This window comes from Flavobacterium collinsii, assembly GCF_946903285.1.
GTDB lineage: Bacteria > Bacteroidota > Bacteroidia > Flavobacteriales > Flavobacteriaceae > Flavobacterium > Flavobacterium collinsii.
The window spans coordinates 2,934,318-2,952,080 of the sequence record NZ_OX336425.1 but is presented as its reverse complement, the minus strand read 5'-3'; the positions used below and the strand labels follow the sequence as shown (position 1 = coordinate 2,952,080).

The window sequence follows — 17,763 nt, the reverse complement described above, 5'->3', positions numbered from 1 at the left end:
TTTTCTCGTTACACTTTACCAGCTTCGATACTTATGTCCTTTTACTGCATAAAAAAGGATCATTAAATACGATGGTAAGAGCATTAAATAAGCAATTTGATTCCCGCTTTTTGAAATTCCTGCGGTACCGTTTGCGATATTTGATGCATTTATATTTTCTGTGATCATTCCGTAGAATAAAGGAAAAATCGCTCCTCCAATAATCCCCATAATCAATATTGCACTTCCTATTTTAGTATATCCCCCTAAATCCTCTAATGCCATTGGCCAAATTGCCGGCCAGCAAAGTGCATTTGCCAGTCCTAACAATGCTACCAAAAGAATAACAACCGGCAAGCTTGGGATTCCAGGCAGCTGAATCATAATTTTTGGCGAAATCAAAACTATTGCCAATACTAAAATTACACCCAAAACTCCTGACGCTTTCAGGGCTGTTACCTGCGAAAGATATTTTGGAATTAATGTAATCCCTAATATATATCCCACAACCATTGCCGACATGGTAAATGAAGTCAATTTTAAATAAAAATTCCCTTCGGTTCCATATACTCCTAATTCTTTTCCAAATCCTCCAATAGAGTCTCCTGCTAAAACTTCGGCTGCTAAATACAACATTAAAGTTATTACTCCCAGCACCAATTGCGGACGTCTGAAAGCGTTTCTGATTTGCTTAAAAATACTCAAATGCGCTACATTTCCTTCTTCATCCAGATCAATTTCCGGAAGCGGGGACAGTTTTACCAAAAGTGCTAAAACCATTATAATCAATCCCATATAAAGATAAGGTCTTTGCAATTGTAATGCAAGAGTATTTAAAGCATTTGTTTTGGAAACGCTGTCCAAAAGCGCAATTTTATCTGCCGTAAACTCCTGCATGTTTGACAGTACCAAAGCTGTTAATATCAATGGCGCTACAAAACCTGCCAGTTTATTTGCAATTCCCAGTACACTAATTCTGGCTGCTGCACTTTCTCTTGGGCCAATCACTACTACATAAGGATTGGAAGCCGTTTGCAAAATAGCCAAACCGGTTCCCATGATAAATAAAGCAATTAGAAACAATAAAAAAGTTCGGCTTTCGGCGGCCGGATAAAACATAAATGCTCCGGCTGCAATGATTAATAATCCTAAAGAAATACCATTTTTATAGCCTACTTTCTCAATTACCCAGGATGATGGAATTGCCATTACAAAATAGGCAATATAAAAAGCAAAAGTTACAAAATAAGCCTGAGAAGAAGACAACTCGCACGCTAATTCGAAAAAAGGAATTAAAGGTCCGTTTAACCAGGTGACAAATCCCAATATAAAAAATAATGCGGTCAGAATAATCATCGGAATGATTGAACTCCTCTTTTCTATAGGTATTGCAGTCTCAATTTTTGACATAATTTTATTTGGTTGATAGTTAATAGATTAGTTGTTTTATCCATCTAAAATAACACCAACACTTTTTGCAAATATATTGCAATTTAAACACAACTCAGTGCGTATTTTTTGCAATTTTAAAACAAAAATAGTCTAATAAGTTATACTTATCTGTAAATTAGATATCAATTTTTTGTTAATTTTTTCTAAGCGTTCCAGTCTAAAACCGGATAATGCTGCTTTAAATATTCTTTTACATCGGCAATATCTTCTTTAGCAGTCAGATCCGGAACGTGTTCTGAAAATGGTATACCCACCGTTGTATTTGGGTTTTCTTTTACGGCATTTAATAATACTGTAGGTAGTTCTTTTTCGTCGCGTTCGGGATGAACAGGGCAATTTTTTAAATGTGTATACAAAGTACTTCCGTTGAACTTAAAAGCATTCATACTTACTCTTATTTTTCCTTCAACGTCTTTATAATCAGCCAAAACATCGGCTGAAGGTTTTTCTAAAATATCCAATAGCTGATTATTCTCATCCAATTTGGCAATAGCAAATCGGGAAATTCTTTCAGAAGGAAATTCCAAAGCCTCACGATCGTAAGCAATAAAAGCGTTTGGACTATTGGTTTCCCTAAGCGCCAATAAAGCAGCTGCTGAATACAAGTTATCACTGTTACAAACTGAATATTGCTGCGTGTTTAATTCCGGAAACTGTTCTACCGCCTGAAACAAAGCATCGGCAGTACCAAATGGTTTTACTCTTCCTTCGGGAATGTACTGAACAGCGAATGAAATATTGAGTCCGTGAAAATCATTATCAGTGTTATGGCTTCCGTAAAATTCTTTAAAAAGCTCACCCTGCTCACCAATGATAATGTAGATGTTTTTATATCCTGCTTTTTTAGCGTTTAGCAAAAGATAATCCAACAAAGGCCTTCCGCTTGCTCCAACTCCTATTAACCCTTTACTTCTTTCATTTGCCTGCGCAATTTCTTCTGCAGATAAATTGTCTGAAATGGCTTCTTTTTTCATGCGTGAGGATGCACCACCCGCAAGAATAACTAAATTATTATGCATATTTATATATTTTTCATTTTGAATTTCCTTAAATCTCTTGGATTAAAATTGTTTCAGGTTTGAAGTTTCATGTTTCATGTTTCAGGTTTCATGTTTCAGGTTTCATGTTTCAGGTTTCATGTTTCATGTTTCAGGTTTCATGTTTCAGGTTTCATGTTTCAGGTTTCATGTTACCAAAACTCACCTCTCACATTTCACATTTCAAAGCTTAAATCTCCACATTTTCAATAACCCTGACGCCAGGATCAACGGACACGGCATAAGCTTCCAGAGCCCCTGCTTTTAAAATGGCTTCGATAACCAAATCTTCTTTTTCCGGATTTGCGATAACGACAATACTTCCGCCACCACCGGAACCCACAATTTTTGCTCCATAGGCACCTGCACGCAAAGCGGCATTGATCATAGCATCAATACGGGGCACAGTAACTTTTAATAAATCGCGTAAAACCTCATGATGCAGATTCATCAATTCCCCAATTTTTTTAAGATCTAAAACTGGTTTTTCAAACTCTTTTAAAGCTTCTTTGGTATAATGATAATTTTTTAAGGCTGCTTCGAAGAAAGGAATCAATCGGTCCGGCAGACAATTTCGATAGCGGTCCAGATCTTCTACTTCGGAAGCATACAGATCAAAATCAGGGAAGTTTTGCTTTACAATATCAATTGACATTAAAGCATTTCCTTTTATCTCTCCCAACAAACCGATAGTTTCTTTTGGAACTCCTGAAACTCCAGTAACAAGGCCTTTTAAGTTCGTCCCTATTATTTTATACGAAAAAGGATCTTTGGTATTAATGTACACGATATTCCCTACCCCAATGCTAAAATGATCCATCATTCCGCCTGGTTCTCCATGTTCTAAAACTTCAGATTCATAACCTAATTTAGAAATAAACTCGGGAGTAACTTCACGATCAATTCCAAAAGCATCGATTAAAAAACGAATCCATGCCATCAATAAAGCGGAAGAACTCGACGTTCCGGAGTTTATTGGAATATCTCCAGTAATGGTAATGTCGTAGCCAACATTAGGCACACAGCCGTATCTGCGCAATACCCGTAAGGACGAAGCAAAATAATCTCTGGGCTCTAATTTGTCGAAAGTGGCATCGATATCAATGATACGAATCTCATTAATATCAATCATATTTAAAACAAATGTTTGAGTTAGGTTTTGTTCGGCAGATAGTTGTATATTTCGATCGATTGCACAGGCGATAACCGGCAATCCTAAATAATCCTGATGGTCTCCGAAGAGGCAGGTTCTGCCCGGGGCTAATGAAGTAATTTTTTTCACTTAAAAATTTTATAATAAAGCACTGTAAAACAATAAATTACAATGCAAATTGGTTAAGGATTTGTTTTATTCTTTTGATTTTGATTCTACGAAACTATAGATTATATTTTTATAAAACAAGAAAAAAAAGAAAAATGTGCTCGAACACACCATTAAAATGTTCTCGAGCACACTAATTAATTCTTACAGAATTTTAAAAAAATTAAATCAAAGTTTCTATATTTGCTTATATGGATAAAAAGTACACCATTAAGGATATAGCAAAAATGGCCGGAGTTTCTAAAGGAACTGTCGACAGGGTTTTGCATAACAGAGGAAAAGTTTCTCCTGCGGCCTTAGATAAAATAAATGAAGTCCTGAACGTCATCAATTATGAGCCGAATTTAATTGCACGAAATTTAAAAAACACAAAGGTTTACAGAATCTGTGTTTTACTTCCCGATCCTGAAATTGATCCCTACTGGCTTCCCTGTGTAAACGGAATCCAGGATGCTATTACCGAATTTAAAGCTTATAGTGTTATTATTGAAACACACTTTTTTAATCCGGAAAGCACCAAATCATTTTTAAGCACCAATGAAGCAATTGTCAAAAAATCGCCTGATGCGGTTTTGATTGCTCCTCTATTCCACAAAGAAACAGTGGGAATCGTAAAACAATACGATGATTTAAACATCATGGTGAATACGTTTAACAACCAGATTGAAGGCGAATCCATTAAAAGTTTTGTTGGACAGGATTTACATAAAAGCGGTCGTGTAGCTGCCAGTTTAATGAATCTGATTTTAACAGAAGGCCAGATTGCCATCATTCATATTGACGAAAGCCTTAAAAATGCTGTGCACATGCAGGAAAAGGAAAAGGGGTTCAGAAGTTATTTTGATGAGAAAAAAATCCGCAGCTTTTCACTGACTACTCTAAAATTAAAACATCCGAATGTTGAAACTAAATTTTCTGCATTTTTAGACGAAAATCCAAATCTGAAAGGAATTTTTATCACCACCTCAAAAGCTTATCAAATTGCCTCTATTCTGTCTTCTGTTCAAAATAAAAAGATTGCGATTATTGGGTACGATTTAGTAGAGAAAAATGTCAACTTTTTAAATCAGGGACTGGTTCATTTCTTAATTCATCAGAATCAAAAGAGACAGGCTTATTTAGGTGTTAGTACTTTGGTGGAGCACTTTTTATTCCGAAAAGATATTCCGGAAACCATTTTACTACCCATCGATATTATTAACGTTGAGAATGCTTCTTTTTACGTTTCTTAAAATTCGCAGCGTTTTGTTACACATAGCCTCACCAAGCTCACACAGAGATACACAAAAAATGACTTAAAAAAACTCTGCAGGAAAAAGCATTTCGCAGAGTTCCTTCAAAGTATTGATCTATTTCAAAAAGTCACAAAACAAACAAAAAATCCGTATTAATCCGCGTCTTCGCAAAGCGAATCAGTACCATCCGTGTACTATTACGTTTGCCTTATTGAATCTTTGTTTTTTCACGCAGATTTGACAGATTTAAGCAGATTTACGCGGATATTTTTTAATCAAACTAATGATCCTAACAAGACTGCAAGGTTTTTTGGTATCGATTCTTTACTGTTTGTTTTTTCCAATAGATCTGGCAGATTTTACAGATCTTTCTTAATCTAAAACAATATAAACCTGCTGAAACAAAACTTCGTAATGTAAAAATTCCATAGGAACGAAACATACAAATAAAAACAATAAGCATCACGCATAAAAAAGTTTGCGACCTAGCGCCTTTGCGAGATTGTTTCTAAAATTCAACTTATCCTTAAAAATTTAAATTAACCGTCACAAGACTCCTGGCCCCAAAGCCTAAATACACAAAAAATGTAAAAAAACTTCGTGAAGCTTTGTGATTCCTTCGTGAATCTTTGTGGAAAAACCATCTTACTTCAGAAGCCACTACTCCATCAAGATAAATTTCCCAAAAGAAGAAGCAATATGAAAATTAGGTGTTTCAGTATTAGGATTTACCCACGAAATCCAGGTAGGTTCGTATTCCTGATTTGTATTCTGAGCAAATTTCGCTCTAAAAACCCCTGCTTCAATAGTGTTGTTCTGTATTAAATTCAAATCTTTTAGGGATTGAATACTAATTCGACCTTCGACAGTGAAAGAGATCTCATCTTTTGAAGTCGTGATTTCTAAATCTTTTTTAGACCATTTCCAATCAAAATCAAAGTCCTTATCGGGACGTGCTTTAAAATCCATTACACGTCCAGCTGTGTCGATTTCTAAACAATAATACGGTTCTAAAGATTCATTAGTCCTAAAAAATAATTCTACACGATCTGAATTTCTGATACTATCAAAACTATCGTCTTTTTGATCCAGATAAATATGGGTATCAAAAACCCTGAATTTAAAAAAAAGATTTTCGAGATCCCAAAAAGCTCTGAATTCTATTTTTGAAAATGAATCACTTTTCCATGCGGAGCAAAAATCAGTGAGGCAATTTGCATTTTCCCAAAAAGAAACAACAGAATCTTCTATGCCCTTTTTCTGTCTCTTATCTCGTAAAACTACCTGATATTCTTTCACTATAATTGATTTTTATTTTTGTTAATTTTTTTAACATTTCAGATTCTGAAGATTGCTCCAATCGGCATCTTTTTTTTGTTTTTTGTGAATTACGAATGTAGGTTAAAATTTAATAAAAGAAAACACGGCATTTTTCAGAATAAATACATAAGAACAGCCTTTATTTCTTACTAAAATACCAAACCCATCACTAACAAATCTGTCGCTATTTTAACACAAATAACACAAATAGCACAACAAAACAGTATTTAATACTAAAATACATCAAAAAATAATTACTCTTTTGCTTCTTAGTAATTCAACAATAACCACACGAATTTAAGTAAAAAAAAATGTTTTGCACAAAAAAATGTGCTCGAGAACATTAATTATGTGTGTTCGAGCACATTTTTATTGTTTTTTCTTGTTTTATAAAAATATAATCTATAGCTTCGTTAGATCATAATCTTAAAAATAAGTTAATTAAAAGATTTTTTAATGGTTTTTCTTGGTTCTAAAAAACAAAAAAACCACAAGAAATAGCCCCATACAAAAAGATTAAAATAGAACGGCCATTGTTTTTTAGCCATTTCGTCAGAAGATAAATTACAACCTAAAAAAAGTTATCTCATAAAAAAAAGAAGTCTAAAGCTTACAAACGAAAAAAAACAAATAAACATTAACCAAACCCAATTTTAAGTATGAAATTATTAACCCAAAAAAGACCCGGAGATTTGAGGCTAAAAAATCTTACCGGTACAGAGATTAAACTCACACTTTTTTTAGTATTTGTTTTTACAGTTCAGGTTTCAGCGACCTCAGCCGTAAGAATAAATCGCAGAACTGATATTGCATTCTTTTTTGAAAAAACAGTGAAGGGTAAAGTAACAGACCAAAACGGACTTCCGATAGCCGGAGCAAATGTTGTTGTAAAAGGAAGCCATACCGGAGTACAAACTGATACAGATGGAAGTTTTGCTATTACTGTTGCAGACAATGTGACCAAACTTATCGTTTCATACATTGGTATGGAAGATCAGGAAATAACTATTGGAACCTCGCCTTTAAAAATCGTTATGAAAGAGGTAGGACAAAAATTAGAGGAAATAGTTATTGGATACGGAAAAGCCAAGAAAAAAGACCTTACCGGTTCTGTAAGTTCTATTGGCAAAGACAATTTGAATTTAGGAGGTACCATCTCCAATGTTGGTCAGGCCTTACAAGGTCGTGCTTCCGGAGTTCAGGTACAGCAAAACAGCTACGCTCCCGGGACAAATCCTTCTATTGTAATTAGGGGCGGAAATTCCCTTAATAACTCTAATTCTCCTCTATATGTTGTAGACGGTTTCATCACTAGTACCGGAGCCTCAATAAGTCCAAACGATATTGAGAACATTCAGATCTTAAAAGATGCTTCTTCTACTGCGATTTATGGTTCAAGAGGAGCGAATGGTGTTATCCTGATTACAACCAAAAAAGGAAAATTAGGAAAAATGCAGATAGAAGCCGAAATCTCAGATGGTTTTCAAAGCATCATTAAAGAACCTTCTCTTATAAACGGACAACAATATGCCGACATCCAAAATGCAATTGCAAGAGAAAATGGAAGACCTCCTGTTTTTTCTTCTGATTTTCCTATTGCAAATACCAACTGGTTTAAGGCAGCAACACGTCCCGGAGAAGTAATAAACAGAACCATTACTTTTAGCGGAAGTGATAAAACATCTAAATTTTTTCTTTCGGGAAACTATATCAAACAAACCGGAGCTATCGAAAATACCGATTTTAAAAGATACAGTGTAAGAATGGGTGGCGAAAAAAGATTTAATGACCGTTTAAATGTAGGTACTAATATTTACGGGGCCGCCAGCGAAGGAAACAACAGCGATTTTGGAGATAACATTTTATCCCCAATGTTTTCTATTCAGACTGCTCCACCTACCATTCCGATATATAATGCTGATGGTTCTTATTACAAATTTCAAGGAAAAGATAATGCTTTAGCACTTTTATTAGAACCTACAGATCATATCATAAACAGATTGGTTAACGGGAATATGTTTTTGGACTATGAGATCATTAAAGGGCTAACCTATCACTTTGGTGCAGGTGCTGAATGGCAGGAAAACATCGAAGGAAAATATACTCCAAGAACACTAGTAGCGGGAGCAGCTTTGAAGGGATCCGGTTCTGAGGAAAACAAAACCTATTTTAGATGGAGTACTGATCAATATCTGACTTATAAATTCAATATAAACGAACATTCCATAAGTGCCATGATTGGAACTTCTAATCAGAAAGACACTTATGAATTTTTAAAAGCGGCAGGTACAGGCTTTTCTAACGATGTGTTGACCTATCACAATCTTGATGCCGCAGCGGTTTATTTGAAACCCGAAACAGAAAAAATCGAAACAAAGCTGACTTCTTATTTCGGAAGGCTAAATTATTCTTTTAACGACCGATACCTGGCTGCTTTTACCCTAAGAAGGGACGGCTCATCTCGTTTTGGAAGTAATAATTCCTATGGTACTTTCCCATCGGGAGCCGTAGCCTGGAAAATATCGAACGAGTCTTTTATGCAAAACTCCAAAACGATCTCCGATCTTAAATTAAGAGTTAGTTATGGTGTTACGGGGGCAGACGGTATTGGAGATTATGCTTTTATGCCTACTTTAAAAGCCTGGGGAGTAACGATTGGAGATGGAAATTTTTCTAATGGTACTGAACCTGCCAACTTAGCCAACAAAGATTTAAAATGGGAACAAACTACTCAGACCGATATTGGTTTAGATATGGGACTTTTTAATGACAGAATAACGGCCACAATCGATGTCTATAAAAAGAGAACTACCGATGCACTTCTTAAAGTTCCTATTGGTGGCTGGTGGGGCTTTAATACCCAAACCATCAACTCCGGAGTTATTGACAATAGAGGTATTGAATTAGGCATTACAAGTACCAATTTCAGAAACGATCGTTTCTTATGGACTACCTCATTAAATGTTGCTTACAACAAACAAGAAGTAGTTTCTCTTGCCGATAATGTTGCTATTATCAGTCAAAACACCTCTAACCCAAGCGGAACTGTTTCGGGACGAGAATTTACAAGACTGGAACCGGGCAAAGAAATGGGGGTACTATATGGTTTTAAATATGCCGGAGTCATCAAAACGGGAGAGGTATATGCTCCACAGCCCTTGTCTAAACCGGGAGATCCAAAATACGAGGATTTAGATGGTGATGGTGCAATAACAGCAGCCGACAGAACTTATTTAGGCAATTCAACACCTCATTATACCCTTGGATTTAACAATGATTTTAAAATTGGAAACTTCGATCTAAATATCTTTTTTCAAGGAGCTTTTGATTATTCGGTTTACAACATGACCAAAATGGTTGGGGAATCAACAACAAGTACCGACGCATTAAATCGATGGGTTGCCGGTACCAATGAAAATACTGATGTTCCAAGAGACGGCTATTACAAAAGCACTTATGGCAGTTATGTCAATTCAAAATTTGTCGAGGAAGCCTCTTATCTGCGCCTAAAAAATCTCTCTATTGGATACTCTATTCCTGAAAGTGTTTTGAAACAGGTTAAATTCATTGATAATATCAGAGTGTATGCCATCGGACAAAACCTGCTGACTATTACAAAATATTCAGGAAACGATCCCGAGGTTAATGGACATTTCACTAACGATACTACCAAACAAAACTTAGGAGGAGGAATCGATTTTAATTCATTCCCGGCTTCACGAACCATCATTTTGGGTATTAAGGTTGCCATTCATTAGTCAAAAAGTTTTTTAGTAACATAAAATTTATTAAAATGAAAAAATATACAATTATATTCCTCTTACTGACAGCCGGTTTGCAATTTTCATGCAATGAGGACCTTGATCCTACCGTGTATAGCAGTTTGACCGATACAAATGGATTCCAAACCAAATCGGATGCTATTGCTTCTATTAATTCTATTTACGGAAGATTAAAAGGTCCTTCCGTGGGAGACAACTTTTCGTATTGGGCAACAAGACATTTTGCTTTAACAGATATCGCTACAGATTTAGGTCATTGCCAATACGGTGGTGACCCAGGGCAATTATCTTTAGGGCTTTGGAATTCTGCCAATGGTTTACTTCTGGAAGACTGGAATGCTATGTACAAGTTGGTAGCCAACGCTAATTTTGCCATTTTTAATATTACCAAAATGAGCGGTATCACGGACGCAGAACGAACTCAGTTTATAGCCGAAGCTAAATTTTTAAGAGCTTCTGCTTACATGGATTTAACAGATGCATGGGGACCTGTTATCCTCGTAACAGAAGCCAACTTAGACAATCCAAACTATCTGGAGCAAACACCGCCTTCTTCTGTTGAAACTATAGAAGCGCTTTTAATTAAAGATTTGAATGATGTTGCTGCCGTTTTACCCGTTAACTACAAGAAAAATGCAATTTATGAAAGTAATGACGTAGGACGTGCTACAAAAGGCGCTGCCTTAACGCTATTGGCAAAATTGTATTTACGAAATCATGACTGGCAAAAAGTAGCTACTCTTACACAACAAGTCATGAACCTCAACGAATACAGCCTGTTCCCTACTTATTTAGGACTTTTTAAAGAAAGTAACAAATGGTGCAGTGAAAACATCTTTTCTTCCCTTAGTGATGCCAATGTAAACGGAACCGAACTTTTGAACCATTTTGGCCCGATAGACCATCCCGTTGTTGAAAACAGATGGCAGTATTATACCGTAAACTGGGATTTTTACAACACTTTTGGTAATGAAGATGATCGAAAAAAATGTTTCTTCCCGGAGTTTATGGGCACTGATAAATTGCTGCACAAACAAGCGCCTTCCTTAGGAGCCCAGCCACCAAAAGGAGAATTCTATATGCCTGATGTGTCGACGAGAAAATATGCCGACGATGAAACTACTACTTATTATGACGGTCACAGTGTAAACATATTGCGTTATGCAGATGTATTGTTAAGCAGAGCCGAAGCTTTAAACGAGATAAACGGTCCAACTGCAGAAGCCATAGACCTTATCAATCAGGTAAAAGGAAGATCCCATGCCAAACTGCTGGTTATATCAGATTACAATAAATCTTCCTTAAGAGATGCTATTTTACAGGAAAGAGGATGGGAATTATTCTATGAAGGAAAACGTCGTCAGGACTTAATCCGAATGAATAAATTTGATGTTCTGGTAAACGCCTATCATGTAAGAGTTGGAGAAACCGCACCTATCACCATGCCTAAAAATAAGTATTATACCTATCCGCAAAGTCAGGTGGACTTAAACCCTAACCTGAGTAACGCCGACAGACAATAAAAAATCAGATCAGGAACAGGCAGGTATTTCAAAACCTGCTGTTCCTGATTTTTAGCCCTAAAGAAGTTAAGCTGATTATACTGGATGTTTTTTAATAATTTTAATACCAAGAGTATAACTTTTCTGTCTCATAAAAAGAAGCCTTTCAGATGATTAAAAATGTAATAGTAAAAGGAGTTTTTATTTGGATATTGCTTACAATCGCAAGCTGTTCTAAAAATCAGGTCAATCCGATCAAGAACATCACTATTGGCACTCATGGTAACAACGAATTGAAAATTCAAATCGATGTCACTACGAATGAAAATGTTCAGGTCTATGCCCAATACTGGTCTGATCAGAAAGGAATAAAATATAAAATAACCTCTCCAATTTCAAAAACAGGCAGCTCCCATTCTTTAGTCTTTTGCAACATCACTCCTGAGACAAATTATAGCTTTCAATTGATAACGAGCAACGGACAGGAAAAAGACAGCAGCAAAGTATATACCTTCAAATCCCGAAAATTGCCGGAATGGCTGCAGAAACAATTCAAAGCAAACTGCCCCAAACCCGAACTGGTACCGGAAAATTTCAAAAAAGGATTTATGCTACTAGCCAAAAGAGAAACACCGGGAGTCGCTTATATTGTAGATTATAAAGGCAATTTAAGATGGTACCATACCGTTGAAGGAACGGGGTTTAAAGTGACTCATTTTACCAAAGAGCAAAGCATTATTGCCATTCTGGGGAAAAATGATGAGCCTACAAGTTACGGAAGTGAGATACTCGAAATCAATTTACAAGGAGATACCTTAACCCATATCAAAAAAGGACAGGGCGATTTGAAACAGGTGATTCATCACGAAATCATCAAAAAATCGGCCAATGAAATTGTCACTTTACTTGTCGATCAAAGAATAACCGATCTAAGTTCTATTGGCGGAAAACAAAAAGATACGATTAATGGCGACGGGATTCTGATTTTGGACAAAAAAGGAAAACAGCTTTGGAAATGGAGCGTTTTTGATGATTTAGATCCCATGAAAGATAAAAAACTACTCCAAACCAAGAAAGACTGGATGCATGCCAACAGTTTAAACTATGATAAAGATGGTAATTTCCTGATCTCGTTTTACAACAACGGTCAAATCTGGAAAATAGATGCCAAAACCGGAAAGGTACTCTGGAAATTAGGAAGAGGTGGAAATCTTAAAATGTCGCAAGACAGCGATTTCTCTCAGGCACACGCCGCCCACATCAATCCTGAAGGCAATCTGATGTTTTTTGATAACGGAGTCGATAAAAAGCAATCTTCTGTTTTTGCACTAAAAGTAGATGAAAAAGGTAAAACTGTAAAACTGGATTTCCATATACTATTGCCAAAAGACGTTTACAACGACAGAATGGGAAGTGCTTATATGATAAACAAAGAACTCATTTTGGCTTGTTGTTCCAAAAGACATATTACGGTTTTAACCAATAAAAAAGGAGTTTTATTATGGGCATTAGAATCTGAAATTCCGCCTTATCGGGTGCAATTCATTCCCGAAGAAAACTTAAAACCATTTCTATTGAATTAAAGGTACGATCTTGTTGGAAATGACAATACAAGACGTTTAGACTAAAAAAATTATAAACACATAGAGACATAGATTTTTAGGTGCAAAAAAGAAAACCATTAGAAACTCATTTCTTTCACATAGTTGGCTTTGTGCATTTTAAATAAGTGAAACGCCTTTTTTAAGTAAACAGAAGCTATGTTTCTATGTATTAAAATAACTGGAACCAGCTGGTTAATACTATAAAAAAGGAACAGGCTCATCTCAAGGCTTTGGGATTGTTGGGATACAAAACAGGTTAAAAATTTTACGACATGAAAAAAACAATTCTTATCGGACTTTTTTCAGCATTGCCAATTGTCGTTTTCAATTCGTGCAATACCTCTAATTCGCAGACATTAGCAAACAAAACTGCTGATGATGATTCGTATATCACCATTGACACCTCAAAAATTCCAGACGATCCATTTGGAGAATCCGTTCGTTATGGCAGAGAATTAATGCTAAAAACAGCGTATTACATTGGTCCAAACGGAATCAAAGGAAAATACTTAGGCAACAAGATGAATTGTACCAACTGCCACCAGGATGCAGGAACAAAACCTTATGCCTTTAATTTAATGTCCTCTCACGACAATTATCCACAGTATCGCGGACGTGAAAATAAGGTCCTTACTCTGGCCGAAAGGGTCAACAATTGTATCATGCGTCCACATTCCGGGAAACCACTTCCACTCGACAGCAAAGAAATGGTTGCTTTTTTATCGTACTTCAAATGGATCAGCAAATTTGTTCCGAAAGATGGTGATTTCAAAGGAGCCAAAAACCTCGAAATTGAATTTCCGGATGTAGCCGCAAGTCCGGAAAGAGGGAAAGCACTCTTTATCGAAAATTGTGCCCGCTGCCACGGAAACAACGGAGAAGGTCAGTACAATGCCGACAAATCAGGCTACACCTACCCACCGCTTTGGGGGCAATACGGATATCAGCCGGGTTCAAGTATGCACAGAGTCATCAAACAGGCACAATGGCTAAAAAGCAATATGCCGTATGATAAAGTCAGCCCCGGAAAACCTTACCTAACCGACTTACAGGCACTGGATATTGCGGCCTATGTAAATGATGATGCCGTACACGACAGACCCAATCCTAAAACATTTGATTATCCCAATAAAATGGGCAAACCTATTGATTATGCACACAGCCCTTTCAGTGATAACTTCTCAGAACAACAACATAAATACGGACCTTACAAACCCATAATCGCCTACTGGAAAAAAAATGGCTGGAAAGCAGTATATTAGTATGGTTAATCGATTAACTGTTTAATTGTTTATGGTTTGTTGTTTATTGTCCGAACCCCATAACTAATAACTAATAACTCATAACTAATAATTCATAACTAACATTTCACAGATAACATCTCACATAATAAAAGCAATGAAAACAAACCTAAAAAACAAACCCATTTTGAGTAGACTATTCATTCTATGCCTATTCGTTTTCAGTATTTCATTAACTGCGCAAATAAAATACTCAGACGGTAACGACAGCTGGAACCCTAACTTACTGGGGAATCACAGAGTTGTAGTAGCCTTTAACGGTACGGGAGATGTTGCCAAAACCACCATCGAATGGCGCAGAAGAGACGAAAAACCCGAACTGAAAAAAATCATTGTTCAGGATGCTTCTGGCAAAACTATTGAAAACATAAAAACAACTGACATCAATAGAGAAAAGGGCACTATATTCTTTGAACCCCTTTCAGGAAAAGGAACTTATTATGTGTATTACCTGCCATACATTGACGAAGGTGATGCCAATTATCCAAAAGGTGTATATGCCAAACCCGAAGATAAAGCAGCAGCAACCTGGCTTGCTAAAATCAAATCCAATTTAACTGACAATTGTACGGTTACCGAAATTCAGAGTGTAAATGCTTTCAACAGTTTTTACCCAATGGAAGTAATCGCAACTGCGGCCGAAACGAAAGATATTATTGCGAAAAACAGCGGCAACTCCTTTCTGGTATTCCCGGAAGACCGACTGTATTCTATCCGAATGAAAAATGATTTGCCACAAAGATGGATTCAAAAAGGTGTTCAAAATACTTTTTCGGACACGGCGTTAAGAGGCGAATATCTGGCGTTTCAATTGGGTGTTTATGCTTTGCAGAATCTTGACAACGTAAAGGTTACCTTTTCAAATCTAATCAGTTCTACAGGAGCCATCATCGAATCTAAAGAGATCAATTGCATCAATACTGACGGGACTAAATACGATGGATCGGTTTTTGCCAATACCGTTTCTGTTTCAAAAGGAAAAATACAGGCCTTGTGGTGCGGAATCGATGTTCCCCAAACTGCTGCTGCCGGAACCTATAGTGGAAAAGCTATCGTAACTGCCGACGGAAAGTCGAAAGAAATTGTACTTCAGATCAAAGTAACGAATGAAATTACGCAAAACGGCGGCATCGATTCTCCCGAGAAAATGACACGTCTAAAATGGTTAAACTCTACTTTAGCGCAGGAGAATACGGTTATTGCTCCTTACACTCCATTAACTGTAAAAGATACAGAAATCTCCTTATTGGGCAGAAAAGTAGTTTTGGGTTCCAATGGTTTTCCAACACAAATTCAAACTTATTTCACACCCGAAATGACAACAGTTGGTTCAAAAGCCAATGACATTTTAAGTGCTCCGTTAGCTTTTCATTTTTTGGATGCCACAGGAAAAGAGTCTCTACAGTGGAAAAACACAGGCCTTAAATTTCTGAAAAAAGAAAGCGGAACCGTTTCCTGGGAAAGTATTTCTACATCAAAATCACTTCAGATGGATGTACATGCTTCCTTAGAATTTGATGGCTTTTTAACGTACACCGTAAAAATCACGGCACTTGAAGATGCTGTATTTAATGATATCAATTTCCAAATGCCAATTCAGCCCTCTTCTGCAAAATACATGATGGGATTAGGTCAAAAAGGAGGCGATCGTCCTGCCAATTTTGACTGGAAATGGGATGTTGCGCACAAAAATCAGGATGGGGCTTGGATTGGAAATGTAAATTCAGGATTGCAATTTTCTTTACGCGACGAAAAATACAGCCGTCCGTTAAACACCAATTTTTACTTGCAAAAACCTTTATTGCTTCCAACTTCCTGGGGGAACGAAAATAAAGGAGGAATTACCATCACTCCCAATCCAAAATCGGTTTTGGTGAATGCGTACAGCGGAGCCCGAAACATGAAAAAGGGAGATGTTTTGTATTATAATTTCAATTTACTAATCACCCCTTTCCATGCTCTAAACACCGATTTTCAGTGGGATACTAAGTTTTATCACAAATACAGTGATATCGATACAATTGCAAAAACCGGGGCAACAGTAATCAACATTCACCATGCCAACGCCATCAATCCTTATATCAACTATCCTTTCATTGAATTTAAAAAAATGAAAAGTTATATCGATGAAGCTCATGAAAAAGGATTAAAAGTTAAAATTTACAATACCGTTAGAGAAGTTTCAAACAAAGCTTACGAGACTTTTGCCTTAAGAAGTTTAGGACATGAAATTTACTCTCCGGGTAAAGGAGGCGGGTTCTCCTGGCTGCAGGAACATGTGGGAGACGATTATATTGCGGCTTGGTTTGTACCTGAAATTAAAGACGCTGCCATTGTAAACAGCGGAATGAACCGTTGGCACAACTATTATGTAGAAGGAATGAACTGGCTGACACAAAATGTGGGCATCGATGGCGTTTATCTCGATGATGTCGCTTTTGACAGAATTACCATGAAACGAATCAAAAGAGTCCTTACCAAAGACGGGCATCCAGGAATTATTGACCTCCACAGTGCTAATCAATACAACAAAAGTGACGGATTTAACAACAGTGCCAATTTGTATATGGAGCATTTTCCGTACATCAACAAACTGTGGTTTGGAGAATATTTTGACTACGAAAAAAACAATCCTGACTTTTTTCTGACGGAAGTAAGCGGAATTCCTTTTGGATTGATGGGTGAAATGCTACAGGACGGAGGAAATCCGTGGAGAGGAATGGTGTACGGAATGACCAACAGAATGCCATGGAGCCACAATGCAGACCCAAGACCGGTATGGAAATTATGGGATACTTTTGGAATTAAAGGTTCGGAAATGATTGGCTACTGGAGCGAAAACTGTCCGGTAAAAACATCAAACGATAAAGTGCTGGCGACGGTTTACAAAAAAAACGGAACTGCTTTAATCTCTATCGCAAGCTGGGCTGATACTGATGTAAAAGTGAAACTACTTATCGACTGGAAAAAATTAGGAATCAATCCGGCAAAAGCCACTATTACGGCACCTGAAGTATTGAATTTCCAACCGGCACAAACTTTTACGGTAAAAGATGAATTACCGGTATCAAAAGGAAAAGGCTGGTTGTTGATCGTAAAATAACGTCCATTTTATAAAGATTACACACTTTGGTTTGTCATTTCGACGAAGGAGAAATCTTCGATAGTAGCTCGACAAAGATTGAGCGTTTCTTGTGGAGATTTCTCCTTCGTCGAAATGACATAAACGA

Annotated in this window: 10 protein-coding genes; 6 read left to right on the top strand and 4 right to left on the bottom strand. The window is 36.8% G+C overall.

The features are described from left to right. Positions 1-15: 15 nt before the first annotated feature. The 3 genes from OGZ34_RS12170 to OGZ34_RS12160 form a co-directional block, all read right to left on the bottom strand. The gene (locus OGZ34_RS12170) at positions 16-1,389 is read right to left on the bottom strand and encodes a sugar MFS transporter (protein ID WP_173966917.1); all 1,374 of its coding nucleotides are present in this window, start codon (positions 1,387-1,389) and stop codon (positions 16-18) included. Positions 1,390-1,574: 185 nt separating this feature from the next. Then, complete coding sequence (locus tag OGZ34_RS12165; RefSeq protein ID WP_263360359.1) at positions 1,575-2,450, bottom strand: sugar phosphate nucleotidyltransferase; 876 nt, start codon at positions 2,448-2,450, stop codon at positions 1,575-1,577. A gap of 208 nt (positions 2,451-2,658) precedes the next feature. After that, a complete protein-coding gene (locus tag OGZ34_RS12160) occupies positions 2,659-3,750 on the bottom strand; it encodes a mevalonate kinase family protein (protein ID WP_263360358.1) in 1,092 nt (363 codons plus the stop codon). A gap of 230 nt (positions 3,751-3,980) precedes the next feature. On the opposite strand from OGZ34_RS12160, the gene OGZ34_RS12155 reads away from it, so the two are divergent. After that, positions 3,981-5,021 (top strand): LacI family DNA-binding transcriptional regulator, encoded by a 1,041-nt coding sequence (locus OGZ34_RS12155; RefSeq protein ID WP_173966920.1) that lies wholly within the window; start codon positions 3,981-3,983, stop codon positions 5,019-5,021. A gap of 663 nt (positions 5,022-5,684) precedes the next feature. Here the strand turns inward: OGZ34_RS12155 and OGZ34_RS12150 are convergent. After that, complete coding sequence (locus tag OGZ34_RS12150) at positions 5,685-6,323, bottom strand: sugar-binding protein (RefSeq protein WP_263360357.1); 639 nt, start codon at positions 6,321-6,323, stop codon at positions 5,685-5,687. A 680-nt stretch (positions 6,324-7,003) separates the two neighbouring features. On the opposite strand from OGZ34_RS12150, the gene OGZ34_RS12145 reads away from it, so the two are divergent. The 5 genes from OGZ34_RS12145 to OGZ34_RS12125 all read left to right on the top strand — a co-directional run bounded on the left by OGZ34_RS12145 (position 7,004) and on the right by OGZ34_RS12125 (position 17,636). After that, positions 7,004-10,102, top strand: a complete 3,099-nt coding sequence (locus OGZ34_RS12145) for a SusC/RagA family TonB-linked outer membrane protein (protein WP_173966922.1) — start codon at positions 7,004-7,006, stop codon at positions 10,100-10,102. A gap of 35 nt (positions 10,103-10,137) precedes the next feature. Then, positions 10,138-11,649, top strand: coding sequence for a RagB/SusD family nutrient uptake outer membrane protein (locus OGZ34_RS12140; RefSeq protein ID WP_263360356.1), 1,512 nt, complete (start codon positions 10,138-10,140; stop codon positions 11,647-11,649). A gap of 149 nt (positions 11,650-11,798) precedes the next feature. Then, positions 11,799-13,211 carry an aryl-sulfate sulfotransferase gene (locus OGZ34_RS12135; RefSeq protein WP_263360355.1) on the top strand — a complete coding sequence of 471 codons (1,413 nt, stop codon included), beginning with the start codon at positions 11,799-11,801 and terminating at the stop codon, positions 13,209-13,211. 293 nt (positions 13,212-13,504) lie between these two features. Then, positions 13,505-14,494: a c-type cytochrome gene (locus OGZ34_RS12130; protein ID WP_263360354.1), complete on the top strand. Its 990-nt coding sequence runs from the start codon at positions 13,505-13,507 to the stop codon at positions 14,492-14,494. Between the two features lie 136 nt (positions 14,495-14,630). Beyond that, entirely contained in the window at positions 14,631-17,636 is a 3,006-nt protein-coding gene (locus OGZ34_RS12125) for a glycoside hydrolase domain-containing protein (RefSeq protein ID WP_263360353.1), read from the top strand. The last annotated feature ends 127 nt before the right edge of the window (positions 17,637-17,763 follow it).